Origin of the sequence: Streptomyces sp. NPDC028635, assembly GCF_040637635.1 — a bacterium.
Classification (GTDB): Bacteria; Actinomycetota; Actinomycetes; order Streptomycetales; family Streptomycetaceae; genus Streptomyces.
Map to the genome: position 1 here is coordinate 225,860 of NZ_JBEZWX010000005.1, position 24,251 is coordinate 250,110.

21 protein-coding genes are annotated in these 24,251 nt (G+C 72.8%); 6 read left to right on the forward strand and 15 right to left on the reverse strand.

Features of this window, described 5'->3' with window-relative positions; genetic code table 11:
• The first annotated feature begins 144 nt into the window (after window positions 1-144).
• Entirely contained in the window at window positions 145-1,173 is a 1,029-nt protein-coding gene (locus tag AB0E88_RS08210; RefSeq protein WP_361625765.1) for a lytic polysaccharide monooxygenase, read from the forward strand.
• A gap of 58 nt (window positions 1,174-1,231) precedes the next feature.
• Here the strand turns inward: AB0E88_RS08210 and AB0E88_RS08215 are convergent, their stop codons facing one another.
• Both AB0E88_RS08215 and AB0E88_RS08220 read right to left on the reverse strand, forming a co-directional pair.
• Window positions 1,232-2,089, reverse strand: a complete 858-nt coding sequence (locus AB0E88_RS08215) for an alpha/beta fold hydrolase (protein WP_361625768.1) — start codon at window positions 2,087-2,089, stop codon at window positions 1,232-1,234.
• 171 nt (window positions 2,090-2,260) lie between these two features.
• Entirely contained in the window at window positions 2,261-2,707 is a 447-nt protein-coding gene (locus tag AB0E88_RS08220; protein WP_361625771.1) for a MarR family winged helix-turn-helix transcriptional regulator, read from the reverse strand.
• Between the two features lie 85 nt (window positions 2,708-2,792).
• On the opposite strand from AB0E88_RS08220, the gene AB0E88_RS08225 reads away from it, so the two are divergent.
• A complete protein-coding gene (locus AB0E88_RS08225) occupies window positions 2,793-3,167 on the forward strand; it encodes a cupin domain-containing protein (protein ID WP_361625774.1) in 375 nt (124 codons plus the stop codon).
• Between the two features lie 48 nt (window positions 3,168-3,215).
• Here AB0E88_RS08225 and AB0E88_RS08230 read toward each other — a convergent pair whose 3' ends face one another.
• Together AB0E88_RS08230 and AB0E88_RS08235 are read right to left on the reverse strand one after the other, a co-directional pair.
• The gene (locus tag AB0E88_RS08230; RefSeq protein WP_361625777.1) at window positions 3,216-4,184 is read right to left on the reverse strand and encodes a hypothetical protein; all 969 of its coding nucleotides are present in this window, start codon (window positions 4,182-4,184) and stop codon (window positions 3,216-3,218) included.
• Entirely contained in the window at window positions 4,181-7,618 is a 3,438-nt protein-coding gene (locus tag AB0E88_RS08235) for a DNA polymerase III subunit alpha (protein ID WP_361625780.1), read from the reverse strand. The genes AB0E88_RS08230 and AB0E88_RS08235 overlap by 4 nt, the downstream gene beginning before the upstream one ends.
• A 123-nt stretch (window positions 7,619-7,741) precedes the next feature.
• Between AB0E88_RS08235 and AB0E88_RS08240 the strand changes: the two genes are divergently transcribed.
• Window positions 7,742-8,788 (forward strand): DUF3533 domain-containing protein, encoded by a 1,047-nt coding sequence (locus AB0E88_RS08240; protein ID WP_361625783.1) that lies wholly within the window; start codon window positions 7,742-7,744, stop codon window positions 8,786-8,788.
• Between the two features lie 249 nt (window positions 8,789-9,037).
• On the opposite strand, the gene AB0E88_RS08245 is transcribed toward AB0E88_RS08240, so the two are convergent.
• The 7 genes from AB0E88_RS08245 to AB0E88_RS08275 form a co-directional block, all read right to left on the reverse strand.
• Entirely contained in the window at window positions 9,038-9,946 is a 909-nt protein-coding gene (locus AB0E88_RS08245) for a S1 family peptidase (protein ID WP_361625786.1), read from the reverse strand.
• Window positions 9,947-10,182: 236 nt separating this feature from the next.
• Entirely contained in the window at window positions 10,183-10,986 is an 804-nt protein-coding gene (locus AB0E88_RS08250) for a DUF1684 domain-containing protein (protein WP_361625789.1), read from the reverse strand.
• Window positions 10,983-11,771 (reverse strand): LLM class flavin-dependent oxidoreductase, encoded by a 789-nt coding sequence (locus tag AB0E88_RS08255; protein WP_361625792.1) that lies wholly within the window; start codon window positions 11,769-11,771, stop codon window positions 10,983-10,985. Before AB0E88_RS08255 ends, AB0E88_RS08250 begins: the two co-directional genes overlap by 4 nt.
• Complete coding sequence (locus tag AB0E88_RS08260) at window positions 11,768-12,589, reverse strand: LLM class flavin-dependent oxidoreductase (RefSeq protein ID WP_361625795.1); 822 nt, start codon at window positions 12,587-12,589, stop codon at window positions 11,768-11,770. Before AB0E88_RS08260 ends, AB0E88_RS08255 begins: the two co-directional genes overlap by 4 nt.
• 28 nt (window positions 12,590-12,617) lie before the next feature.
• Window positions 12,618-13,379, reverse strand: a complete 762-nt coding sequence (locus tag AB0E88_RS08265) for an amino acid ABC transporter ATP-binding protein (protein WP_361625798.1) — start codon at window positions 13,377-13,379, stop codon at window positions 12,618-12,620.
• Between the two features lie 83 nt (window positions 13,380-13,462).
• A complete protein-coding gene (locus AB0E88_RS08270) occupies window positions 13,463-15,217 on the reverse strand; it encodes an FAD/NAD(P)-binding protein (protein ID WP_361625801.1) in 1,755 nt (584 codons plus the stop codon).
• Entirely contained in the window at window positions 15,214-16,071 is an 858-nt protein-coding gene (locus AB0E88_RS08275) for an amino acid ABC transporter permease (protein ID WP_361625804.1), read from the reverse strand. The genes AB0E88_RS08270 and AB0E88_RS08275 overlap by 4 nt, the downstream gene beginning before the upstream one ends.
• Window positions 16,072-16,494: 423 nt before the next feature.
• Between AB0E88_RS08275 and AB0E88_RS08280 the strand changes: the two genes are divergently transcribed.
• Complete coding sequence (locus AB0E88_RS08280; protein WP_361625807.1) at window positions 16,495-17,445, forward strand: ABC transporter substrate-binding protein; 951 nt, start codon at window positions 16,495-16,497, stop codon at window positions 17,443-17,445.
• A gap of 36 nt (window positions 17,446-17,481) precedes the next feature.
• Here the strand turns inward: AB0E88_RS08280 and AB0E88_RS08285 are convergent, their stop codons facing one another.
• Entirely contained in the window at window positions 17,482-18,633 is a 1,152-nt protein-coding gene (locus AB0E88_RS08285) for a DUF5685 family protein (RefSeq protein WP_361625810.1), read from the reverse strand.
• A 248-nt stretch (window positions 18,634-18,881) separates the two neighbouring features.
• On the opposite strand from AB0E88_RS08285, the gene AB0E88_RS08290 reads away from it, so the two are divergent.
• A complete protein-coding gene (locus AB0E88_RS08290) occupies window positions 18,882-19,319 on the forward strand; it encodes a cell division protein SepF (protein WP_361625813.1) in 438 nt (145 codons plus the stop codon).
• Window positions 19,320-19,359: 40 nt separating this feature from the next.
• Here the strand turns inward: AB0E88_RS08290 and AB0E88_RS08295 are convergent, their stop codons facing one another.
• A complete protein-coding gene (locus AB0E88_RS08295) occupies window positions 19,360-20,529 on the reverse strand; it encodes an acyl-CoA dehydrogenase family protein (RefSeq protein ID WP_361625816.1) in 1,170 nt (389 codons plus the stop codon).
• Window positions 20,530-20,717: 188 nt separating this feature from the next.
• Window positions 20,718-22,319, reverse strand: coding sequence for an MFS transporter (locus AB0E88_RS08300; protein WP_361625819.1), 1,602 nt, complete (start codon window positions 22,317-22,319; stop codon window positions 20,718-20,720).
• Window positions 22,320-22,789: 470 nt separating this feature from the next.
• On the opposite strand from AB0E88_RS08300, the gene AB0E88_RS08305 reads away from it, so the two are divergent.
• The gene (locus tag AB0E88_RS08305; RefSeq protein WP_361625822.1) at window positions 22,790-23,812 is read left to right on the forward strand and encodes a phosphatase PAP2 family protein; all 1,023 of its coding nucleotides are present in this window, start codon (window positions 22,790-22,792) and stop codon (window positions 23,810-23,812) included.
• Between the two features lie 117 nt (window positions 23,813-23,929).
• Here AB0E88_RS08305 and AB0E88_RS08310 read toward each other — a convergent pair whose 3' ends face one another.
• Window positions 23,930-24,145, reverse strand: a complete 216-nt coding sequence (locus AB0E88_RS08310) for an I78 family peptidase inhibitor (protein ID WP_361625825.1) — start codon at window positions 24,143-24,145, stop codon at window positions 23,930-23,932.
• Between the last annotated feature and the right edge of the window lie 106 nt (window positions 24,146-24,251).

Here is a 24,251-nt window from a genome sequence, read left to right on the forward strand (position 1 = left end):
CAGACTGAGCACCTCCTTAACGCGACCATAAGGATCTCCCCCAGCCGCTCTCAGCAGGCGATTTCCCGCTGTGCCGGGGCTAGTTTCGGATCACCCCCACGGGTTCCCGGCCCAAGCCCCCGGTTCTTTCGAGGAGTTCCTTTCATGCCTGCTCGCCGCACGGCCGCCACCGCCGCAGCCCTCGGCCTGGCCCCGCTCGCCCTGACCGCCCTCGCGGCCGCGCCCGCCGCCGCGCACGGCACGATGGGGGACCCGGTCAGCCGGGTGTCGCAGTGTTACGCGGAGGGCCCCGAACGCCCGAAGTCGGCCGCCTGCAAGGCGGCGGTGGCGGCCGGCGGTACACAGGCGCTGTACGACTGGAACGGCATCCGCGTCGGCGACGCCGCCGGCCGCCACCGGCAGCTGATCCCGGACGGCAGGCTGTGCAGCGCGAACAACGAGGAGTTCAGGGGGCTGGACCTGGCCCGCGCCGACTGGCCCGCGACGGGCGTGCACAGCGGTGCGTACACCTTCAGGTACCGGGTGACGGCCCCGCACAAGGGCACCTTCACGGTGTACCTCACCCAGCCCGGATACGACCCCGCGCGGCCCCTGGGCTGGGACGATCTGGATCTCGGGCACCCGGTGGCACGGGCCACCGACCCGGTCGCCTCGGGCGGCTTCTACACGTTCACCGGCACCCTGCCCGAGCGTACGGGCCGTCAGCTGCTGTACGCGGTCTGGCAGCGCTCGGACAGCCCGGAGGCGTTCTACTCCTGTTCGGACGTCACGTTCGGCGCGGCCGCGTCCGGCGGAACGGCGCCCGGCGGCCCGGCATCCACCGGCACCGCCTCCGGTGGTACGGCCTCCGGTGACACGGCGTCCTCCGCCCCGGCGCCCGCACCGAGCGCGTCGGCGCCCTCCGATGAGCAGATCGCGGCCGGTGCCGGCAAGTCGACGGTCGGGCACCACGGGCACGGGAACGCCGGTCCGCGGACGCCGGCCGAGCCCACGGCGGAGCCGAAGGCCGCGCGGCCGAACCAGCCGCAGGCGGAGGGCGCCGGTGAGCACCTCGCCGAGACCGGCGGCGACGGCAGCACCCCGTACGCCGCGGTCGGCGGCGCGGCCGCGCTGGCGCTCGGCTCGGCGGCCCTGTTCGTGTCGGTGCGGCGCAGGGCGACGGTCCGCGAGTGAGCGGGGAAGGGGCCCGACCGGCGGCTCAGGCCGGTCGGGCCCCTTCCGGTCCGGGGCGTCAGCTGATGGCGGACGCGCAGGTGGTCGGGGTGGCGTGGGCCGGGTCGAGGGCGTTGGCCACCTCGTGGAAGGCGATCCGGTCGGTCAGCCCGACGAGGACGTGCTCGGACAGGTCGAGCGGGCACAGGTCCTGCAGCAGCACGTTCTTGACGTCGGGCCCGCTGAGGTACTGGCTGCGATACGGCGTGACGACCTCGTCGTACCGGGTGGCGAGGACGGTGTAGTGGACGCCGGGCACGGTGTCGCCGCCCGCGTTGAGCCTGGTCAGCAGGTCGGAGCCGACGACCTGCTGGGCGAGCGCGGGGGTGGCCGCGTTCAGCAGGTCCGCGGCGCCGGGGAAGTACGGCAGCAGCTGGGTGAGTCCGCTCAGGGTGGTGCCGTGATTGCTGGGCGCGATGCCCACGAGGGCGTTCACCCGGGCGGCCCCGCCGAGGAACTTGAGGTAGTAGCGGGGCATCATGCCGCCCTGGGAGTGGCCGACGAGGTCGGCCTTGGCGGCGCCGGTGGCGGTGAGGACCCCGTCCACGAACTCCTTCAGCTGCTGCGCCGACCGGTCGATGGGGCCGAGGCCGTGGAAGACGGGGACGCCGGGGAGTTGGCCGTAGTCGAGGGAGAAGACGCAATAACCGCGGTACTCCAGGTAGGGCGCGAGGCCGAGCCAGTTGTCGACGGAGTTGCCGAGGGTACCGTGCACGAGGACGACGGGGCGCGGATGGGCGGCGGACGGCTTGCAGGAGTAGTCGTTCCAGCCGGTGCTCGGTGCGGCGGCGTGGGCGGCGGTGGCCGGGACGGTGACGGCGGCGGCGGTCAGCAGCAGCGCGGCCAGTGGTCTGAGCAGGCGCTTCCAGGGCAGCATCGGGTGATCTCCTTGCGGCTCAAGGGAGTACGACGGCAGGACGCCCTGTGACCCGGATCACGAGGATGCTGTTCATTCGTCAAGTTACGAACGAGTAGCAGTCGTGTGAAGTTACGCGTCAGTAAAAACTTCCACCGACAGCCACACCAACGGCGGTCTCCTGATAACGCCTCACCAGGCGGGCCGCACCGGGCCTTCCACGGGAAGCCGCCCCAAGCGCTGCGCCATGAGCCGCACCTCGGACTCGCCCAGCACGTCCGCCCACGCCCGCACCGCTTCCACCGCGGCCTCCTCCGCCGCCCGGGTGCAGGCCCACCCGCGCTCGGTGAGCACGATCAGCCGGGCCCGCGCGTCCCCCGGGTGCGGCCGCCGCTCGGCGTATCCCTTGCGCACCATCTCGTCGACCAGCTGACTCGCCGCCTGCTTGGTGACCCCGAGGTGTGCGGCGAGATCGGTGACCATGGCCCCGTTCGGCGCGAGGCGCGCGAAGGCGAACCCGTGGGCGGGCCGCACATCGCCGAAACCGCGGGCGACGACACCCGCCTGGATGCGCTGCGTGAGGTCGCCGGCGGCGGCGAGCAGGGCGGCGGTCAGGGCGAGGGCGTCGGAATTCTGCACGAGGGCATTGAAACACCCTTGCCAAAGAGGTCAAGCTGCTTGACCATATAGTCAAGCAGCTTGACCATTGAAACGGAGAATCCCCATGCCCGTCGTCCGCTCGTCACAGACCCGCACCCATGAGATCCACGGCGCCCGCTTCGTCTCGTACGCCACCCCGCTGACCGGCAGCAAGGAGCTGTGCGCCTGGCGCGGCGAGATTCCCGCGGGCACCCGGGCGCCCGCGCACACCGTCAACCGGGAGGAGATCTTCCACCTCCTGGTCGGCGAACTGCTGATCACCCTCGACGGACACACCGACCGCATCACGGCGGGCGACACGGTGATCGTCAATCCGGGCGCGACCCTGACCGTCGAGAACCCGTCCGACCACACGGCGATCTCCTGGGTCACCACCTCGATCGGCCTGGAAGCCGAGCTGGCCGACGGCACCCGGCTCACCCCGCCGTGGGCGAACTGACCTGCCGCCGGGGCCCTCGAGACGCCAGGGCGCTCCGCACGACAGGCCCTACGCGGCGAGCGCCCCCGGCATCACCGCGCGGGGCCCGAACCTCGCTCGCGCGCGGTCCGCGACCTCCTCGATCCGGCGGACCCGGTCGTCCACCGGGTCGAAGGTGAGCTGGCGGGAAGCCGCTTCCGCCGGCCCGAGCCCCTCCGCGCGCAGGACGATCGCCCGCACCCGGGCGCGCTGCAGCCCGAGCGCCTCGTACATCCCGTACGCCGCCCTGGCCAGCGCCGGCGAGTGCGCGGTGGACTCGGGCAGGGTGCGGCTGCGGGTGGTCGCGGACCGGTCGGCATAACGCACGGTCAGGGTCACCGTGCGGCACACCTTCTCCACGGCGCGCAGCCGTGCGCCGATCTCGTCGGCGGCCGACAGCAGGGCGCGGCGGTGCCGTGCGGGGTCCAGTTCGTCGCGGTCGAAGGCGCGTTCCGTCGCCAGCGACCGGGAGACAGCGTTGGGCACCACCCGGCCGCGGTCGACGCCGTTCGCCTTCTCGTGCAGTTCGCGCCCGGCCTTCGCGCCGAGCAGCCGCTGAAGCGTGGACAGCGGCGCCGCGGCGACCCGGCCGAGGGTGTCCAGACCGTACGCGCACAGGGTGCGGGCGGTCGCCGCTCCCACGCCGGGCAGCGCGGAGACGGGCCTGCCGGAGAGGAAGTCCACGGCCTGCGCCTGCGAGATCGCGCACGTCACCCCGGGCCGGGCGTCCCGCAGGGCCATGCGGGCGAGCATCGGGCCCGGCCCGGCGCCGATCACGCAGTCGACGCCGTACCGGGCGAGGGCGCGCACCCGGATCACCGCGGCCAGTTCCACCGCGCTGCGCCCGAAGTACCGCTCGGCGCCCCGCAGATCGGCGAGCGCCCCGTCCGGTGGCAGCGCCTCGACGACCGGGGTGAACTCCTCCAGCAGCCCGAGCAGCCCCGGCAGGGCCGCCTCGTACATCGGCGGCAGCTGGAAACGTACGCAGAGGATGGTCATCCCGCACTCCCCGGACTCTGGTGCCACAACTTCCGTACGGCAGACGGCCCTTGTGAGGCCTCCTGCCCCGCGGGCCGCAGGTCGGCCCACGGATGCATCTCGTATCCGGTGGACAGCCTGATGCGCCGCCCGCCGGTCGGATCACCGCTCCCGTCGTCCTCGGCGGCCGGCGCCGCGAGCCGCGCCGCGACCTCCTCGAGTCCGCCCTCGGCGCGCAGTTCCACGAGTTCGGCGAGGTTCCAGGCGGCGGACCCCACCACGCTCAGGCTGCGCGGCCCGCGCCGCTGCACCACTCCCCGCACCAGCAGCAGCCAGGAGTGGAAGACGGTGTGGGCGCAGGCGTCGTGCGAGTCGTCGAAGAAGGCGAGGTCGACCAGGCCCGTGCCGTCGTCCAGGGTGGAGAAGATGACCCGCTTGCCGGACCGGATCGGCGGCGTCTGGGTGGCCGCCTTGGCGCCCGCGACCAGCACGGTCTCCCCGTGCCGCGCCTCGCGCAGCCGCCGCGCCGACACCACGCCCAGCTCCTTGAGGAACTCCCGGTGGTCGTCCATGAGATTGCGGGAGGCGTCCATCGACAGCACGCCCAGTTCGGCGCTGAGCCGCTCGGCGTCGGACAGGTCGGGCAGCCCCGCGGCGGCGGTCTTCCGCCCGCCCGCCAGGGGCAGTTGGGCCCCGCCGGCCCCCCGGGCCGACCGGTGCAGCTCGGTCAGATGCAGTTGCAGATCGCGCCGGTTGGCACCGAAGGCGTCCAGCGCGCCGACCTGGGCGAGCCGCTGGGCGATCGGCCGGCTGGGCCGGGCCCGCTCCCAGAAGTCCACCAAGGAGGCGTACGGCTGCCCGTCGGCGATCCGCGCGGCCTCGGCCTCGCTGATGCCGTGCACATCGGACAGGGCCAGCCGCAGTCCCCACACCGCCGCACCCCCTTGACCGGACACCAGTTCGATCCGATGGGCGGCCCCGGACGCGTTCACGTCCAACGGCAGGATCGGCACCCCACGCCGCCGCGCGTCCGCCAGCAGCAGCCGCTTCGGGTACATCCCCGGGTCGTGCGTGAGCAGCCCGGCGTAGAAGGCGGCCGGGTGATGCGCCTTCAGCCAGGCCGACTGATACGTGGGTACGGCGAAGGCGACGGCGTGCGCCTTGCAGAAGCCGTACGAGCCGAAGGCCTCGACGATCTCCCAGGTACGCCGGACGGTCTCGGCGTCGTAGCCGTTCTCCGTCGCCCGCTGCGCGAACCACACCTTGATCCGCCCCTGCGACTCCGGGTCGGACAGCCCGCGCCGCACCCGGTCGGCCTCGCCGCGCCCGCACCCGGTCATGATGTCGACGATGTCGATGATCTGCTCGTGGAAGACGACGACCCCGTACGTCTCCTTCAACGGCCCTTCCAGGTCGCGGTGCGGGTAGCGCACCGGCGCCCGCCCGTGCCGTGCCTCGATGAACGGACGCACCATGTCGGCGGCGACGGGCCCGGGCCGGAACAGCGAGATGTCGACCACCAGGTCCTGGAAGGTGGAGGGCTGCAGCCGTCCCACGAGGTCCCGCTGCCCCGGTGACTCGATCTGGAAGCACCCGAGGGTCTCGGTGGACCGGATGAGCCGGTACGTGGCGGGATCGCCCTCCGGCACCGCGTCGAGGTCGACCCGCTCCCCGCTCGCCCGCGCCACCTCGGCGACCGCGTGCGCCATCGCCGACTGCATCCGCACGCCGAGCACGTCCAGCTTGAGCAGGCCGAGGTCCTCCACGTCGTCCTTGTCGAACTGCGACATCGGGAAGCCCTCGCCGCTGGTGGGCATCACCGGCGTACGCGCGAGCAGGGAGGCGTCGGACAGCAGCACCCCGCACGGGTGCATGGCCACCCCGCGCGGCAGGGCGTCCAGCGCCTCGACCAGCTCCCACAGCTTCCCGTACTTCTCCCGCTCAGCCGCGAGCGGACGCAGCTCGGGCAGCTCGTCGAGAGCCGCCCGGGCGTCGCGGGCCCGGATGTGCGGGAAGGACTTGGCGATCCGGTCGATCTCGGCGGGGTCCATGGACAGCGCGGCGCCCACGTCCCGGATCGCGTGCCGCACCCGGTACGTCTCGGGCATGGCGACCGTGGCGACCCGCTCGGTGCCGAACCGGTCGATGATCGCGCGGTAGACCTCCAGCCGGCGCGCGGACTCCACGTCGATGTCGATGTCGGGCAGGACGACCCGTTCCCTGGACAGGAAGCGTTCCATCAGCAGCCGGTGCTCGACCGGATCGGCATGGGCGATCCCCAGCAGATGGTTGACGAGGGAACCCGCGCCCGACCCGCGGGCGGCGACGCGGATCCCCATCCCCCGCACGTCGTCCACCACTTGAGCGACCGTCAGGAAGTAGGAGGCGAAGCCGTGATGGGCGATGATGTCCAGCTCGTCGTGCATCCGCTCCCAGTACGCGGACCGCCCCGCGTACCCCAGCCGCAGCATGCCCGCGACGGCCCGCGAGGCGAGCGCCCGCTGGGCGGTGCGCCGTCCGGCGCCCACCAGGTGGGCCTCGGGGAAGCGCACCGTCCCGATCCCCAGGTCGTCCTCGGGATCCACCCGGCACCCGGCGGCGGTGGCGAGGGTCTGCTCCAGCAGCCGGTGAGCGGTGTCCCGCCGGTACCCGGCGGCCTCGACCACCCGCTCGGCGACCCCCAGCATGTCCTCCGCGCCCTTCAGCCAGGCCTCACCGGAATCCAGCTCCCCGGCGATGGGCACCAGCCGCCGCGCGGCGTCCAGCACGTCGGCGACCGGGCCCATCCCCGGATCGGCGTACCGGACGGCGTTGCTGAGCACGGGCCGCACGCCCTGCTCCGCGGCGAAGCCGACCGTGCGCGCGGCGAGCCGCAGCGACCCCGGGCCCGTCCCCTCCCGCCCGTGCCAGACGGCCTCCAGCCGCAGCGCGTCCCCGTAGACCTCACGCCACGGCCCCAGCAGCCGCGCGGCGCGGTCGGGCCGCCCGGCGGCGAGCGCCCGCCCCACATCGGAACCGGGCCCGAGCAGTACGACGAGCCCGTCCCCCCGGTTGTCGTCCCAGCTCAGCAGTGGTGTGCCGGCGTCCCCCCGGTGCGCCGCCGTGACGATCCGGCACAGGTCGGCCCAGCCGCGGGCCCCGTCGCCGGCGAGAAAGGTGACCCGGGGAGCCGACTCGTCCACGAAGGCACCGCCCCGCACGGGAGTGCGGCGCCTGACCTCATCGGGACCGCCCTCACGCGGACGCACGGCGAGATCCGCTCCGAACAGCGGGCGGACCCCCGCCTTGGCGCAGGCCTTGGCGAAACGCACCGCCCCCGCGACGGTGTCACGGTCGGTGAGCGCGAGGGTGTCCATGCCCCGCTCGGAGGCGCGCTCGGCCAGGCGCTCCGAGTGCGAGGCCCCGTACCGCAGGGAGAACCCGGAGACGGTGTGCAGATGCGCAAAGCCCGGCACACACACCTCCTCGAACATCAGTTCCCAACGAGACCACCATACCCCCATCCCCGAACACGTGTACGACATCCGTTCGGGCGTGTCCCACCTGCGCAAACGCCGTGCCACCGAAACGGTGGGACCATGACGCAGACCACCGACACCGACACGCCCCGTAGCCCCTCCGGAGGGTCCTTCCTCACCGAGGTGAAGGACGCCGTCACTCCTCGGGCCACCCTGTTGGTGATCGCCGTGCTCGCCCTCCAGCTCCTCTTCATCGCCTCCTATGTGGGGGCCCTGCACAACCCCAGGCCCAGGGACGTCCCGTTCGGCGTGGTCGCACCGGCCGCGGCGGCCGGCCAGGCGGTGACGCGCCTCGACCACCTTCCCGGTTCCCCGCTGGACCCCCGGGCGCTGCCGGACGCGGCGACGGCCCGCCGCCAGATCCAGAACCGCGACATCGACGGCGCTCTGGTGATCGACCCGTCCGGCAGCACCGACACCCTCCTGGTCGCCTCCGGCGGCGGCAGGGTTCTCGCCACGGTGCTGGAGAACCTGACGAGGGCCCTGGAAGCGTCACAGCACCGCACGTTCCGCACGGTCGACGTGGCCCCGGCGTCCCGGACGGACTTCAACGGTCTGACGTCGTTCTACCTGGTCGTCGGCTGGTGCGTCGGCGGCTACCTGTGCGCCTCGATCCTCGCCATCAGCACCGGCGCCCGCCCGGCGAACCCGCGCCGCGCGGTGATCCGCCTGGGCGCGATGGCCATGGTCGCCGTCGTCGGCGGCCTCGGCGGCGCGATCATCGTCGGCCCGATCCTGGACGCCCTGCCCGGCAGCATGGCGGCCCTGTGGGGCCTCGGCGCACTGATCACCTTCGCGGTCGGCGCCACGACGCTCGCCCTCCAGGGGCTCTTCGGCATCGTCGGCATCGGCCTGGCGATCCTGCTGGTGGTGATCGCCGGCAACCCGAGCGCGGGCGGCGCGTTCCCGCTGCCGCTCCTGCCCCCGTTCTGGCAGGCGATCGGCCCGGCCCTGCCACCGGGCGCCGGCACCTGGGCGGCCCGCTCGATCGCGTACTTCCAGAGCAACGCCATGACGTCGGCCCTGCTGACGCTGGGCGCCTGGGCGCTGGGCGGCATCGTGGTCACGCTGCTGGCAGCACGGACCCGAAGAAACCGAGCGACGTAGCCCTCCGGGAGCGAGGTCCTGTGCGGGCGCGTCGTGGCTGGTCGCCGTCGGCGTGACCGCAACCGGCCACCGGACGGCGACGGGCCGCCGCAGGCGAAAAGGGGCGCGGGGAACTGCGCGACCAGCCACGACGCGACCCGCGGACGACGACGCACCGCCGCAACCACCACACACCCGCAGAGCGAGTACGCCCCCGCACGCAGACCGCGCGCGGGGGCATGACTCCACACGAGCACCGGCGCGTGCGCCTCAGTACACGTGCACTCCGTACGCGCTGAGCGCCTCGGTCACCGGCTGGAAGAACGTCGTCCCGCCGGACGAGCAGTTGCCGCTGCCGCCGGAGGTCAGGCCGTAGGCCACACCGCTGTTGGAGTACAGCGGGCCACCGGAGTCACCCGGCTCGGCGCAGACCGTGGTCTGGATCAGACCGTAGACGATGTCACCGCCGCCGTAGTTGACCGTCGCGTTGAGCGCGGTGACCTGTCCGCTGTGGATGCCGGTCGTCGAACCGCGCCGGTAGACGGTCGTGCCGACCGACGGCGTGGCCGCGCTCTTGATGTCCACGCTGCCCACGGCGCCCGACTTGGTCACCGAGGAGTTCGTGTAGCGCACGATGCCGTAGTCGTTGCCGGGGAAGGACGAACCGGCGGTGGAGCCGAGCGTGGTCGAGTGGGAGGAGTTCGACCACCAGGTGCCCGCGCCGTCGGTGCAGTGACCGGCGGTCAGGAAGTAGTAGTTGCCGCTGGAGTCCTGGACGTTGAAGCCCAGCGAGCAGCGCCAGCTACTCGCATAGATGGCGTCGCCGCCGGAGATCAGCTTGTTGAACTTGCCCGGGGTGCGCTTGATGGTGAGCGCGCCGGCGTTGGCCCCGGCCTGCTCCTTGATCTTGGCGATCTCGGCCTGCGTCACCGTACTGTCGGCCGTGACGACGAGACGGTGGTTCTTGCTGTCGACGGCCCAGGCGGTACCCGGGATGTCGGCCTTCAGCACCGAGTCGCTCGCCTTGGTCAGCTGCGCCGCGCTGAAGGTGGTGGGGGCGTCGGACGCGTTCGCGCTGGGGATCGCGATCGCGGCCGCGGCCACGAGTCCGGTGGAGACGGCGATCAGCCGGGTCCGTCTCGAAAGGCCGCTGCGGTCAGTGGTGCGCTTGATCCTCACGTGTCGTTCCCTCCATGGGAAGTCGGGGGCCCGCGTGGGGTCGGGGCCCGTGAGGCGCAGCCAGGGCCAGGACGCCCGGGATCCCGGGCTTTCACATGCCCCTGACAAGCGCTGAGGGGGAGTATTCGGCCGAACGGCCGGTAGGCGCAAGGGCGCCTTTCGGCCGTCACGTTTTGAACCACCTTTACCCAACGACCGCCACGGGCGGAGTCGGCCGGCCCCCAACCGGCAGCCCCTCAGGCCGGGTTCAGCTCCCCCGCCGCCACGTCGATCCCCAGCCTGTTCCCCGGCGGCGGGAACGGGCACAGGAAGTGGTCCGCGAAGGCGCACGGCGGCAGCTGGGCCCGGTTGAGATCCACGACCGTGCGCCCCTGCGCGTCGGGGGCGGCCGCATACAGGAACCGGAAGCGGAAACTGCTCACCCCGCTCGTGCCGTCGGCGAACACCGCCCACAGCGTCCCGTCGTCCTGCACCGACACCTTCAGCGTCACCTCCCGCCCGTCGAACGCGAAGGCCAGCTCACCGCCCAGCCCCAGCCCCCGCTCACGCCCGTCGGCGTTCTCGACCCGCACGGTGCGGCTCTCGCCGTACGCCGTGAAGCGCGCCGGTAGGACGAAGCGCGGATCGTGGGGCGCGGCGTCGATGCCACGGAACCGCCGGCGCGTACCGGCGCCGGGATCGAAGTCCCGCACCCCCCATGCCCCTTCCCGCACCAGCACCACCAGGCGCCGCTCTCCGTACCCGACCCGTGCGTCGGCGACGGCTCCCGAGTCGGCACCGAGCCGTACCTCCCCGCTGAACGGCTGTCCGTCCAGCGTCAGCCCGTCCCCGGCAGCGGCGGCGAGCAGGACCCCGTCGTCCCTCGCGGTCCAGCGCCCCGGAATGTCCGGAAGTCGCCCCTCCGGATGGTCTTCCAGCCAGTACGTGCCGACGAGCGCGAGCGGCCCGTAGGGCGCACACACCGCCTCGACACGGCGCTCGTGCCACTGCTTCCACTCGGTCACCGCGTCCGCCACGTCCGGCGACACCTGATCCGTCATGTCCTCGATCCCTTTCCCGATCCGTTTTCCGCCGGGGCGCCGAGCCCCAGGTGCGAGCGCAGCGTCGCGCCCTCGTACTCCGTGCGGAACGCGCCACGCTCCTGCAGCAGCGGCACGACCCGGTCCACGAACTCCTCGAGGCCGGCGGACCCGAGGAGGAACCCGTCGGCGGCCTCTTCCCGCACATACGCGTCGAGTTCGGCGGCCCGCACCCCTGCGGGCGCACCACCGAGACCATCGCACCCCGCGAGCACCCTCAGCTCCCGAGCCTCCCGCCCGTACCGGGCCAGCCGCCGCTTGACGTCGGTGTACAGGGCGCGCCCGGCCGCCACCGGGCCGTACGCCGTGACGAGCACGTCGGCGCGGGCGGCGGCGAACTCCCGCTGGTCCTCGGACTCCCCCGCCACGATCACGACGGGCCGCCCCTGCGGTGAGGACGGCACCGCGAAGTCCGCTTCCCAGACCTCCCGCACGATGTCCACGCGCGGCGCGCCACCCGAGGCCACGTGCCAGCCGGCTCGTCCCCCGCTGAGCCCGTCCAGCGTGGCCAGGCGGCGCACGAGGTCGAACGGATCGCCGCCGGCCGCGTCGACCGTGGCGGCGAGCCCGGTGCGCGCGGTGACGGCCGCGAGCGCGTCCAGTACCGTCACCGGCTCGTCCGCCGCCACCAGCACGAAGTCGAACAGCCCCCGCTCAGCGGTCCGCGCGAGGTGCTCCACCACCGGGAACCCGGCACGGCCGCCGACGCCGTCCACCCGCACCGCGAGATGCATCCGCCGGCTCATCCCACACTCCCCGCGTACCTCACGGCCCGTGCGAGGCCCAGGTGTTCGCGCAGCGTCCCGCCCGGATAGAAGGTGCGGAACAGTCCCCGGTGCTGAAGCACCGCCACCGTGCCGTTGACCAGCCGTTCCAGGTCCCGGCGCGGCTCGACCGGCACGAGGTGGAAGCCGTCGACGGCCCCGTGCGCATGCCACCCGGTGATCAGTTCGGCGAGGTCGACCGGGCCGCCCCGGTACAGCGGGCCGTGGACGGTGGGCCGGGGTCCGCCGCCTCCGTGGCCGGGTGCGGCGGCGCGTTCGCCGTCCCCCAGGTCGATCCGCAGGCTCGCCAGCACCCGCAGGTCCCGCGGGTCACGGCCGTACCCGGTGGCGAGCGCGGCCAGTTCGGCGCGCAGGTCGGCGGCCTGGTCCGCGCCGGCCGCCCGGACCAGGGCGACGTCGGCGTGGCGGGCGGCCCCGGGCCGGTCCTGCCGGTCGGTGGCGTCGACGACGTGCACGGGATGCCCCGGCGAACGCCCCGGCGTGCCCGTGGTCCGGGCGAGCCGGCCGGCCCGGCCGGCGCTGATCCGGTCGAGGACCGCGACGGCGCCCGCCTCGCGGTCCGGGTCGGTCACCGCCGGCACCAGGCCGATGCGGGTGGTCTCGGGCGCGACGCGGGCCAGCACGCCCGCCGTGTCGAGGCCGGGTCCCGCGAAGCCGCCGTCCACGGTCACGAAGTCCAGTCCGCCGCGTTCGGCGAGGCGCGCCAGCTCGACGTAGGCACCGGCGTCGTACGCCCGCGGCTGGTCGATCGCGGCGCCGAGATGCAGCAGCCCTCCCATGTCGGAACTCCCCTCCCCCGCGCCCTCCTCACAGCACCTTCGACAGGAACGCCCGTGTGCGCTCGTGCCGTGGGGCGTCCAGCACCTCACCCGGCGGCCCCTGCTCGACGACTCGGCCGTCGGTCATGAAGACGACGGTGTCGGCGACCTCGCGGGCGAAGCCGATCTCGTGGGTGACGACGATCATCGTGGTGCCCTGGTGGGCCAGGTCCTTGATGACGTCGAGGACCTCGCCGACCAGCTCGGGGTCGAGCGCGGAGGTCGGCTCGTCGAACAGCAGCAGCCGCGGTTCCAGTGCGAGGGCGCGGGCGATGGCGACGCGCTGCTGCTGCCCGCCGGAGAGCTGGCGTGGGTAGGCGCCCGCCTTGTCGGCGAGGCCGACCCGGTCCAGCAGCCGCAGGGCCGTCTCCTCGGCCTCCTGCCGGGGGCGCCTCAGGGCGGCGACCGGTGCCTCCGTGACGTTCTCCAGGACGGTCAGGTGCGGGAAGAGGTTGAAGTTCTGGAAGACGAAGCCGATCCGGGTGCGCTGTTTGAGGATCTCGCGCTCGGGCAGCTCGTGCAGCCGGTCGCCGGAGCGGCGGTAGCCGACGAGGGCGCCGTCGACGCTGATCGCGCCCCGGTCGACCTTCTCCAGGTGGTTGATGGTGCGCAGCAGGGTGGACTTGCCGGAGCCGGAGGGGCCGAGGACGACGGTGACCTCGCCGGTGCGCACCTGCAGGTCGATGCCGTCGAGCACCTTCAGCGGGCCGAAGCTCTTGTGGACGGACTGGATGTCGACCATGACGCTCATGGGGATTCCTTCGATGTCTCGAGGAGGACGAACGGGAGGCGGGAGAGGGGCGGAAGGGGGGTCAGGCGGTGTCGGAAGGAGGGTCAGGCGGCCTCGCGCGCCGCGAGGGAGCGCAGGAAGGCCAGCGCGGCACGCGCGGTGGCGTCGTTCTGCCGGAACGCCGGCCCGCCGGTGCGGGGCCGGGTGAACGCGCCGGAGGAGCGCGCGTCGGTGTGGGGGCCGAGCGCGAAGCGGCGCGGGTGGGGCCGCCCGGCGCGGTCGAGGATCCGTCCGTCGGCGGGGTCGACGCGCAGCAGCCCGTCCGGGGTCTCGGCGGCGCCGTCGGCGTGCAGGTCCCGCAGCAGCGGTTCGCGGCTGTCGCGGACGGTCGGTGCGGGCAGCCGCGCCTCGACCAGCGCCCGGGCCTCGATCCGCACGCCCGGCACGCCGGGGCTGGAGGCCCAAAAGACCCCGTCCTCGGCGGCCAGCGCCATGTCGGGGCCCACGAAGCGGACGATCCCGGCGCGGGACAGCGCGAGCAGCTGGCGCAGCCGGGGGGCGGGCGGACCGGAGGCGAGGAAGCTGAAGAAGCCGTGCCACCAGGACCCGACGTCGCCGAGCCGCACCAGCTGCCCGTACACCGAGAGCAGGGCGTAGAAGACGGCCAGGTCCGGGCTGTGCGCCGGGTCGTGCCGGCGCCGCAGGTCCTCCTCCACGTGGGCCCGCAGCCCTTCCTGGAGGGCTTCGTGGGAGGCGTAGCGCACGCCGTCCAGCGGCCGGTCGAGGGCGTCGAGGTCGAGCCGGTCGCGTACGTCGGGCACGGCCGCGGCGACCAGGGCGTCCAGGTCGGCGCCGTCGGCCGCGGCGTACTTCTCCTCGAAGACGGCCCAGGACACGGCGGTCCGCTCGGGGTGCGCGGTGAACAGCCGGTGGTAGTGGGCGAATCCGATCTCCTTCGCCACCAGGGGCCACACGTCCCGGCGGAAGTCGTACCCCTCGGGCCGGGCAAGCAGCTCCGCGGTCTGCGCGGGACCGAGGAAGCGCGGCAGCGGCGGCCGCTCGCCGGTGAGGTCGTACCCGATCTTCGCGTGGTACGGCACTCCGCGCCGCGACCCGACGTACAGCACCGGCTCACGCCCGGACGGGAGGTAGGTGTCGCCGTCGTAGCGGCCGCCGCGGCCCTCCGTGAGCAGCACCATCAGGTCGACGAAGGCGAGGCCGAAGCCGCGCACCAGGACGTTCTCGCCGGGCGCGAGCGCGGACAGGTCGCTGTCGGCGGTGTAGTCCGGCGGCAGGTGGACCAGCCCGTGCTCCCGGGCGTACGCGGCCAACGCGCGCTGTTCGTCGTCGGGTTCGGCGTCGAGATGGCCGACGGTGAGCACCACCAGATCGGCGAGGAGGGGCCGGGGGCGCCCCTCCAGCCACACCTGCTGGCGGCCCTCGCGCGGACCGCTGACCCGCAGGGCGCGGCGGCGGTGGTGGTGGACGGTGATGCCGGGGGGCAGCGCGGCCAGGGCCTGCTGATGCACCCAGCCGAGGTAGGCGCCCTGCAGCTGCCGGCCGGCGAAGGTGCGGCCGTCGACGCCGGCCCATTCGTGCAGGGTGGGACCGGGGCGCACGGGGCCGGCCATGTCGACGGTGTCGTCGGTGAACATGGTGATGTCCGCGGCGTGCGAGTTCATCCAGAGCAGGGGTGACTGGGCGGCACGCCAGACGCGTCCGGCGCCCGGTGGGTACGGGTCCACGAGGTGGATGTCGAGGCCGGAACCGGCGTACAGCTCGGGCGCGTTGGCGGCGATCCGCTCGATGACACCGGTCCCGCGCGGTCCCGCGCCGACGATGACCAGGGCGGGCCTCATCGCCGCGGCTCCGTTCCGCGCGCGAAGCGCCTCTCGACGTACGTCTGGCCGATGCCGAGCAGCGAGGTGACGACGGTGTACCAGAGGGTCGCGACCATCAGCAGCGGGATCACCTGGTAGGTGCGGTGGTAGATCAACTGCGCCGAGAACAGCAGGTCGTTGACGGCGATGACGCTGACGATGGAGGTGCCCTTCAGGGTGCCGATCAGCATGTTGCCGGCCGGCGGCACGATGGAGCGCATGGCCTGGGGCAGCACGATGCGCCACCAGCGGCGCCTGCGGCTCAGACCGAGCGCCTGGGCCGCCTCGACCTGGCCGCGGTCGACGGAGAGGATGCCGCCGCGCACCACCTCGGCGGCGTACGCGGCCTCGTGCAGGGTCAGGCCGATGACGGCGACGGCGACCGGGCTGAGCAGGTCGACCGTCCGTACGCCGAGGATGTGCGGGTACAGCGCCCCGATGTTGAACCACAGCAGCAACTGCACCAGGATCGGGATGGACCGGAACAGCCACACGTACCCCCAGCTCACCGCGCGCAGTACGGGGTTGGCGGACAGCCGGGCGGCGGCGAGCAGGGTGCCGAGCGCGAAGCCGAGCACCATCACCACGGCGGTCAGCCACAGGGTGAGCCACAGGCCGCGCAGCACGGAGGCGGTGGTGAAGTACTCGGCGACGACGTCCCATTGGAAGGCGTCGTTGCGCAGGACCGAGGTGAGCGCGAGGGCGAGCAGGACCAGGACGACGACGGCGGCCGCCCACTGGCCGTAGCGGCGCCGGGGCACGATGCGCGGGACGTCGGCCGCTTGCGGGATGCCGGGTGCCGCGGGCACTTTGGCGAGGGTGTCGGAAGACATGCGAAGGCTCCGTGACCTGGTGGGTCGTACACGGGTGGTGCCTTCACACGGGGCGCGCCGAGCGGCGCGGTACGGCCGAGCCCCTCAGCAGGGCCGTCGCACGACTGTACGGGGCCGTTTCCCCTCACTGTCAAGGATGTCCAGAGTATGAGCCGTACGTCTCAAGCCGGTTGACGCAAAACCGGAGACCTGTTCCACTTGGCCCATGCATCCGCAGTGGCTGGTCTCGCGCTCCCACATCGACTTCGGTCGCGTGTGGTCCTCTTCCTGTTGAGCTGACCCCCTGCACGTCCCGCTGCCCTGATCCGGCGGGCGCTCTTCCGCGTTCCTCTCCGCATGCCTTCACACGCGCACCCCTCCCCTCGCGTTGTTCCCCCCGGCGTTCGTCACGCCCTTTCCGCTGCTCACAGGAGACCGCACCCCATGCGTACGTCCACGCGTACCCGCTTGAGGCATTTCGCCCCGTTCGCCCTGATCACCTCGGCTGCTGTCCTCCTCAGCGCGTGCGGTTCCGGCTCCACCGGCCCGGCGGACGCGGCCGGCGCCGCGGCGGCCGCGGACAAGATCCCCACCACGGATGTCGTCTCCGGCGTCCACAAGGACGCGGCGGCCGCGAAACTGCTGCCGGCCGGAGTACGGGAGGTCACCGTGGCGATCAGCGTCGGCGGCACCCCGCCCGGCACCACCTATCTGGACGACGGCAGGACGCTGACCGGTCAGGACGTCGACTTCACCAAGGCCGTCGCCCGCGTCCTCGGCCTGCGGCCGAAGGTGGAGCAGGCCGGGTTCGAGGCGATCCTGCCCGCGCTGGACAGCGGCAAGTACGACGTCGGCGCGAGCAACTTCGGCGTCACCGACGAACGCCGCAAGACCATCGACTTCGTCACCTACATCAACGACGGGCAGGGCTTCGCCACCCGCAAGGACAGCGATCTGGAGAAGATCACCGATCTGACGCAGCTGTGCGGTCTGAACGTCGCCACCGGCGCCGGCACCACGTTCGAGGCCACGCTGGAGAAGAACAAGCACCTGTGCACCGACGCCGGCAAGAAGCCGTACAAGGTGCAGACGTACGGCGAGTCGAGCGCGATCTGGTCGTCGGTGCAGCAGGGCCGCAGCGACGTGGTGATGTCCACCATCAACGGCCTGCGCTACGCCGTCGCCCACCAGCCGGGGCTGAAGTTCCTGAACGAGTACCACCGCCTCGACGTCGGCTTCGCCTTCAAGAAGGGCACGCCGCTGGCGCCCGCCTTCCGCGCCGCGGTGAACAAGCTGCTCGCGGACGGCACGTACGAGGCGATCCTGAAGAAGTGGGGGACCACGGGATCGGCGATCAAGACGTCACAGATCTCGCCGCCCGAGCTGCGGAGCTGACGGACCGACAGGGCCGACAGGGCCGACGGGGTGGCCTCAGCAGTCACACCCGCAGTCGCAGCAGTCGCATCCGTCGCCGCAGTCACAACAGCCGCTGCAATCACCGCAGTCGCTGCAATCGCACTGCGAGCACATTCCTTCTCTGCGCTCGCGGGTCCACGGGTCCTCGTAGGTGCCGCAGCACATCTGGCACGTGCAGGCCAGTCCCATCCACACCGCGCAGCCGGCGAGCAGTCCACGCCGGTCGCGGCGCGGGGGCTCGGGAGGCATCGGCGCCCCCGGACCGCCGGGCGGCGCGTACGGCCCGGCGGCGTGCGGGGCGTGGGCACAGCCCGCGGCACCGAACGCGCGGTCGACGGAGGAGCGCAGCTCGTGCACCAGCAGCCGGTGCGCGAGCCGTCCGTCGGTGAACTCCACGTCCCTCAGCGCCAGCCGGATGCCGTGCACGGCGTCGTCCGCGAGCCGGCGGACGTCGGTGAGCGGGGTGCCGGTGGCGGTCAGCGGGTTCCAGGCGCCCGACGCCGCGTCGGCGTGCCGGTCCTCGACCGCGTCCAGCAGGTGGGCGAGCCGCCCGAAGAGCCGGCCGGCCTCGGCGAGCGGTGCCGCGTTGCCGGGGCGGCCGGCCAGCACGGCGGTGTGGGCGAAGGCGGCGGCGGTGGCCGTCTCGGTGGGTTCGGTGACGGTCAGGATCGGTGTGCCGGGCCCGGCCAGCGCCTCCAGGCCAGTCTGCCGTTCGACGGCGTCGACGAGGACGGCGGTGTCGAAACCGACGGCGGCGCCGCCGCGTTCCCCGGCCCGGGCCCACCCCTCGGCGACCCGGCGGGCGGCGAGCGCCACCGGCCGCCGGCCCAGCAGGCCGTCACGGTCGGCGACATGGTCGTGGACCTTCGCGGAGGCGAGCACCAGCGACACGGCGGCGGCCAGCCGCGCGCCCTCGCCCCGGGCGACGGAGGCGGTGCGCATGCCGCGCAGCGGACACGGTCCGGCGGTACGCCTCCCACCAGCGCTCTTCCCCGCCTGAGCCTCCGTCAGAACCGATATGAGAAGCCCGTCATAGTTCGTCACGATTCGGGCGAACTGTCCGTGATCCTTGCGCAGCGCGAGACACAGCCCGCACAGATGAGCCATCCACTGAACGCCCAGCGCCTCGCCGAGCCGATGCCGGCAGGGCCTTACGATTCCGAACACCACGCGTCCCCGTTCACCCGTACGCCCCGCCCGTCACCCGGACGCCGGGAAGAATCATATTTCACTCACAGTCAGCAGCCGTTTGAGTCACGCCCCTTGGGAAACACGGGCTCTCGACGGATCGGCTGTGCACCAGTACCGTCACAAACCCCCCGCACGGCGTCTATCCACTTGGCGCGACATCCGCATCATGGACGACCATGGGGAATGCGGAAGGCAAGACAAGGCCGCTGTGAGAGGAGGCGTCCATGGGATCGGTGCGCAAGGCGAGTGCGTGGCTCGGCCTCGTCGACGACAACGATGACGAGCGCTACTACGACGACGACTACACCGAGGGGACCGAGTCCGGGGACGCCTGGGTCACCGACCCCCGGGTGAAGGTGGCAACGGACACGGCCGAGGAGAAGGGCCGGCGGATCGGCACGGTGACGCCGGACAGCTTCCGGGACGCCCGCGCGATCGGCGAGCTGTTCCGCGAGGGGGTTCCGGTCATCATGAACCTCACGGCCATGGAGCCCGGCGACGCCAAGCGCGTCGTCGACTTCGCGGCGGGGCTCATCTTCGGGCTGCGCGGCTCGATCGACCGGATCTCCACGCGGGTGTTCCTGCTGTCCCCGGCCGACACGGAGATCATCTGCGGCGAGCCCGCCGCGCACCGTTCGGACGGTTTCTTCAACCAGAGCTGAGGCGGGGCCGCTCACCGGCCCCGTCCCACCTCGGGGTCCGTCACCGGAACGCGTCGAGTCCGGTGAGCGCCTTGCCCAGCACCAGCTGGTGCATCTCGACGGTGCCCTCGTAGGTGAGCACCGACTCCAGGTTGGTCGCGTGCCGCATCACGGGGTACTCCAGCGAGATCCCGTTCGCGCCGAGGATGGTGCGCGCGGTACGGCAGATCTCGATCGCTTCCCGTACGTTGTTGAGCTTGCCGAAGCTGACCTGCTCGGGACGCAGGCGGCCGGCGTCCATGCGCCGCCCGAGGTGATGGGCGAGCAGAATCCCCTTGTGCAGCTCGACCGCCATGTCGGCGAGCTTGGCCTGCGTGAGCTGGAAGCCGCCGATGGGCCGGCCGAACTGCTCGCGCGTCCTGGCGTACTCCAGTGCGGCCTCGAACGAGGACCTGGCCGCGCCCATGGCCCCCCAGACGATCCCGTAGCGGGCGTGGGACAGACAGCTCAGGGGTCCGCGCAGCCCGGTGACCTCCGGCAGCACCGCGTCGGCCGGCAGCCGTACGTCGTCCAGCACCAGTTCGCTGGTGACGCTCGCGCGCAGCGACCACTTGTGCTTGATCTCGGGCGCGGAGAAGCCGGGGGTGTCGGTGGGCACGACGAAACCGCGGATGCCGTCGTCGGTCCGGGCCCAGACGACCGCGACGCCGGCGACCGAGCCGTTGGTGATCCACATCTTGCGGCCGTTGAGCACCCAGTCCGAACCGTCACGCTTGGCGTGGGTGCGCATGGCGGCGGGGTCGGAGCCGTGGTCGGGCTCGGTCAGCCCGAAGCACCCGATGACCTCGCCGGCGGCCATGCGGGGCAGCCAGGCCTGCTTCTGCTCCTCGCTGCCGAAGCGGTGGATGGCGTACATGGCGAGCGAGCCCTGCACCGACACCAGGGACCGGATGCCGGAGTCGGCGGCCTCCAGCTCCAGGCACGCGAGGCCGTACTGCACGGCGGAGGCACCGGCGCAGCCGTAGCCCTCCAGGGACATGCCGAGCGCGCCGAGGGAGCCGAGCTCCCTCGCCAGCTCACGGATGCCGGGCAGCTCGCCCTTCTCGTACCACTCGGCGATGTGGGGCAGCACGCGGTCCGCCGCCCAGCTGCGGACGGTGTCCCTGATGGCCAGGTCCTCGGCCTGAAGAAGGTCGTCGATTCCCAGGGGATCGATGGGGTCAAAGGACATGGCGCATCCTCCGGCGAACGCGAAAACTAGCACCGCTAGTTACGATTGGTGCCGCTGACGTTACGACGAGGTGTCCCGTACGTCCAGTCCCCCCGGGTGCGCCCCTCCGGACAGTCCGGCAGGTGGCCCTTGCGGCAGGTCCCCCGGACGGCCTCGTGCGGCAGCCCCGGGCAGGCTTCGCACGGCTGTCACGCCGAGACGCGCGGCCGCTCCGCCTCGCGGGGCGCGGGCAGTTCCACCGGCTCGGGCTCGCCGCACTGCATGACCCGGGGCAGGCGCAGCGCCATCACCGCGCCCAGCAGCAACAGGCCGGCGCTCACCAGCAGGGTCACGTGCAGTCCGTGGACGAAGGACGCGCGCGCCGCCGCCCGCAGGGCGTCCCCGGCATTCCCGCCGAGCCGGCCGGCGACGTCGTAGGCCTCCCCCAGCGAGTGGCCCGCCGCACGAGAGGCCGACGCCGGTACGCCGGGCACGTCCGCGAGGCCGGGCGCGTACGCCGCGTTCATCACACTGCCCAGCAGGGCGATCCCGATCCCGGCTCCCAGCTGGTACGACGTCTCACCGATCGCCGCCGCGCCGCCCGACTGCTCGGCCGGCGCCTCGCTCAGCATCGACTCGTACGCCCCGAACAGCGTCGTCTCCAGTCCGAAGCCGAGCAGGACGAAGCCGGCCAGCAGCAGGGGCACGTCGTCGGTCGCGCCCATCGCGGTGAGCGCCACCACCGCGGCCGCGGTCAGGCAGAAGCCGGCGCACACCATCCGGCGCGGCCCGAACCGGCGCAGCATCCGCGCCCCGAGCAGCCCGGCCGCCATCGCCGCGAAGGTCAGCGGCAGCAGCCGCAGCCCGGTCTCGAGCGGCGAGAGGCCCAGCACGAGTTGCAGATACTGCGCCGCGATCAGCTCCAGGCCGACCAGGGCGAGCATCGCCAGCACGATGCACCCCACGGAGGTGCTGAACGCCGGCCGGGCGAACATCCTGAGGTCGACCAGCGGGTGCCGGCGCCGCCGCTGCCGTCGTACGAACAGGACCAGCAGGACCGCGCCGGTGAGCAGGGGCAGCACGGTGAGCGCGCTGCCCGCCGGCTCTCCGCCGCCCAGCCGCTTGACGCCGAACACCGCGCCGAACAGACCGGCCGCGGCCATCAGCGCGCCGACGACGTCCCAGGGGCCGTCGTCGCCTCCGGTCGACTCGGGCAGCAGCAGCCGGCCCACCGGGATGCTGATCAGCATCAACGGGATGTTGACGAGGAAGACCGAGCCCCACCAGAAGTGCTCCAGCAGGAACCCGCCCAGCAGCGGGCCGACGGCCGCGCCGACCGCCGCCACCGCGCTCCACACACCGATCGCGAGCGCCCGCTCGCGCCGGTCGGGGAAGACCTGCCGCAGGATCGACAGCGTCGCGGGCATGATCATCGCCCCGCCCACCCCGAGGAGGGCCCGCGCGAGGATCAGCACCTGCGCGTCGGGCGCGAAGGCCGCGAGCGCGGAGGCGATGCCGAAGAGGCCGTAACCGAGCAGCAGGACGCGTCTGCGGCCGACCTTGTCGCCGAGCGTGCCGAACAGGATCAGCAGCGAGGCGCAGACGAGGGGGTAGGTGTCGACGATCCAGAGCAGCTCGATGGCGCCGGGCCTCAGGTCCTCGGTGACGGCGGGCACCGCCACGTGCAGCACGGTGGCGTCGACGGCGACGAGCAGCAGGCTGGCGCACAGGACGACGAGGACGACCCAGCGGTTGGCACCGGCCCCGGCCGCCCGACGGCGCAGCGCGGCGGCCGTGGTCGTCCCGGACATGTACGTACCTCCCAGATGAACCTCACGCCCGGCGGGCTCACGGGGGTGGGGACTCCCCCCGCGACTCGGCCGGAGAGAAGCGGTCGTCTCCGGCCCGCGCAGCGAACGCGAGTGACACGTCAGCGTACGCGCATTCGCCCGCCGCTCGCGTGGCGGAGGTCTCACCGGTTCCGGTGAACCCGTGTGGCGTACGCCACTCCTCGCCCGGTGCGCGCCGGCCCCGCCTCCCCGGCGGCGATCACGCTGCGACACGAGCGGGCGGCGAAATCCGGGCGGGCGCACGGTGAACGCATTCGGACACGCCATAAAACCCGCTCCGGAATGATCAAAGGAATTGCAGGACGCGATGCACTCCGATTACGGATTCACAGGAATTAAACCCGCCGTTGAGAGGAATCCCACATCACATCGTCATCACAAAGCCGTGGATTCGCAGGGGTTGACAGCTCACCCGCTGTAACGTCGATTGAGTGCGTATCGAACCGAACCTCACCCGTCTGGACCGGGTGTTCACCAGACTGGACCGGGAGCCGGAACGGCCGGCCCACATCGACGTACCGCGGATGACGCGGCACAGGGTCGTGCTCTTCGGCTCGACCCTGGCCTTCTACGCGGCGATCGTGTGGCTGGTCGTGACCACCTCGTGGCTGGTCCGGCTGGACTGGCAGGTCATGTTCTTCCGGCCCTACCAGCAGTGGGCGCAGATCCACTGGTTCGTCGACTACTACGTGGTGCTGGGCCAGCGCGGCCCCACCGCCGTGATGGTCGCCGCCTGGCTGGGCTGGCGCTCCTGGCGGCAGCACACGGTGCGCCCCCTGCTGACGCTGGGGGCGTCTCTGCTGTTGCTGAACATCACGGTGGGCGCGGCGAAGATCGGCATGGGCCGGCTCGGCCCCCACTACGCGACCGTCATCGGCTCGAACGAGATGGGTCTGGGCGGCGATATATTTCCCAGCGGCCACACCGCCAACGCCGTGGTGACCTGGGGAATCCTGGCCTATCTGGCCTCCACCCCGAGAGCCAGGCGCTGGCTGTCCGCCCTGTCGGCGCTGACCTCGCTGGGCGTGGGCATGTCCACGGTCTACCTCGGTACGCACTGGCTGAGCGATGTGCTCCTCGGCTGGGCCGCGGGTCTGCTGATCCTGCTCGCCCTGCCGTGGTGCGAGCCGCTGATCGCCCGCGCCGAGACCGGGCTGTTCGACCTGCGCGACCGCTGGCGCGCCCGCCGCGCCGGCACGGCGCCGGTCCCGGCCGCCCCGGTCACGCCGCCGGTCCTGGTCCCGTCGCGCCCCTCGGCGCAGGACGAGACCCCCGCGGGCCGCGCCGCGGCCTCCACGTCCCGCTCCCCGCGCGCGCCCGTCTACCTGGCCCCCGGCCCGCACACCACCCGCGCCGAGCGCACCCCGGTCACCCCGGCCGGCAGCCGCCGCCCGCCGCACGCGGACCGCGTCGCGCGCGGCACGACCCCGGCGGCCCGCCCCACGGGCGGCTGAGCGCCACGCGGCGGACCGGTACGCACACACCCCGCCGCGCACGCACCTCGCAGCGCACACGAAGGCCCCGGTTCCGGACAGGAACCGGGGCCTTCGTCGTCGCGTCGCCCGGGAGCCTCAGCCCTTCCAGGCGCGGACCACCCGGCCGTCGTCGACCTCGAAGTTCAGCCGGCCGGCGCGGTACTCCATGGTGATGACCGCCCCCGGCGGCAGGGGGCGCACCGTCGACCACCCGCGCTCACGCGCGAGACGCTCGGCCCGCTCGGCGTCGAGGCCGACGTAACCCTCGGGACTGTCCTGCGGCTCCCCCGGCGGGGAGGGAATGGGTGCCATACCGCCACGCTAGGCGGTGTCACGCTTCTGTCACAAGATCACACCGTTGCGTTTGATCGCGTCCGGTCATATCGGGGAGCGGTTCCCGGTGCCGTCATTAAGCCTT

What these genes read in the sequence shown, in the direction of transcription:
- AB0E88_RS08255 (WP_361625792.1), bottom strand. Translation starts at nt 11,771, where the DNA reads ATGAGCCGGCGGATGCATCTCGCGGTGCGGGTGGACGGCGTCGGCGGC.
- AB0E88_RS08215 (WP_361625768.1), bottom strand. Translation starts at nt 2,089, where the DNA reads ATGCTGCCCTGGAAGCGCCTGCTCAGACCACTGGCCGCGCTGCTGCTG.
- AB0E88_RS08310 (WP_361625825.1), bottom strand. Translation starts at nt 24,145, where the DNA reads ATGGCACCCATTCCCTCCCCGCCGGGGGAGCCGCAGGACAGTCCCGAG.
- AB0E88_RS08240 (WP_361625783.1), top strand. Translation starts at nt 7,742, where the DNA reads ATGACGCAGACCACCGACACCGACACGCCCCGTAGCCCCTCCGGAGGG.
- AB0E88_RS08270 (WP_361625801.1), bottom strand. Translation starts at nt 15,217, where the DNA reads ATGAGGCCCGCCCTGGTCATCGTCGGCGCGGGACCGCGCGGGACCGGT.
- AB0E88_RS08230 (WP_361625777.1), bottom strand. Translation starts at nt 4,184, where the DNA reads ATGACCATCCTCTGCGTACGTTTCCAGCTGCCGCCGATGTACGAGGCG.
- AB0E88_RS08250 (WP_361625789.1), bottom strand. Translation starts at nt 10,986, where the DNA reads ATGACGGATCAGGTGTCGCCGGACGTGGCGGACGCGGTGACCGAGTGG.
- AB0E88_RS08295 (WP_361625816.1), bottom strand. Translation starts at nt 20,529, where the DNA reads ATGTCCTTTGACCCCATCGATCCCCTGGGAATCGACGACCTTCTTCAG.
- AB0E88_RS08290 (WP_361625813.1), top strand. Translation starts at nt 18,882, where the DNA reads ATGGGATCGGTGCGCAAGGCGAGTGCGTGGCTCGGCCTCGTCGACGAC.
- AB0E88_RS08280 (WP_361625807.1), top strand. Translation starts at nt 16,495, where the DNA reads ATGCGTACGTCCACGCGTACCCGCTTGAGGCATTTCGCCCCGTTCGCC.
- AB0E88_RS08300 (WP_361625819.1), bottom strand. Translation starts at nt 22,319, where the DNA reads ATGTCCGGGACGACCACGGCCGCCGCGCTGCGCCGTCGGGCGGCCGGG.
- AB0E88_RS08210 (WP_361625765.1), top strand. Translation starts at nt 145, where the DNA reads ATGCCTGCTCGCCGCACGGCCGCCACCGCCGCAGCCCTCGGCCTGGCC.
- AB0E88_RS08265 (WP_361625798.1), bottom strand. Translation starts at nt 13,379, where the DNA reads ATGAGCGTCATGGTCGACATCCAGTCCGTCCACAAGAGCTTCGGCCCG.
- AB0E88_RS08275 (WP_361625804.1), bottom strand. Translation starts at nt 16,071, where the DNA reads ATGTCTTCCGACACCCTCGCCAAAGTGCCCGCGGCACCCGGCATCCCG.
- AB0E88_RS08225 (WP_361625774.1), top strand. Translation starts at nt 2,793, where the DNA reads ATGCCCGTCGTCCGCTCGTCACAGACCCGCACCCATGAGATCCACGGC.
- AB0E88_RS08260 (WP_361625795.1), bottom strand. Translation starts at nt 12,589, where the DNA reads ATGGGAGGGCTGCTGCATCTCGGCGCCGCGATCGACCAGCCGCGGGCG.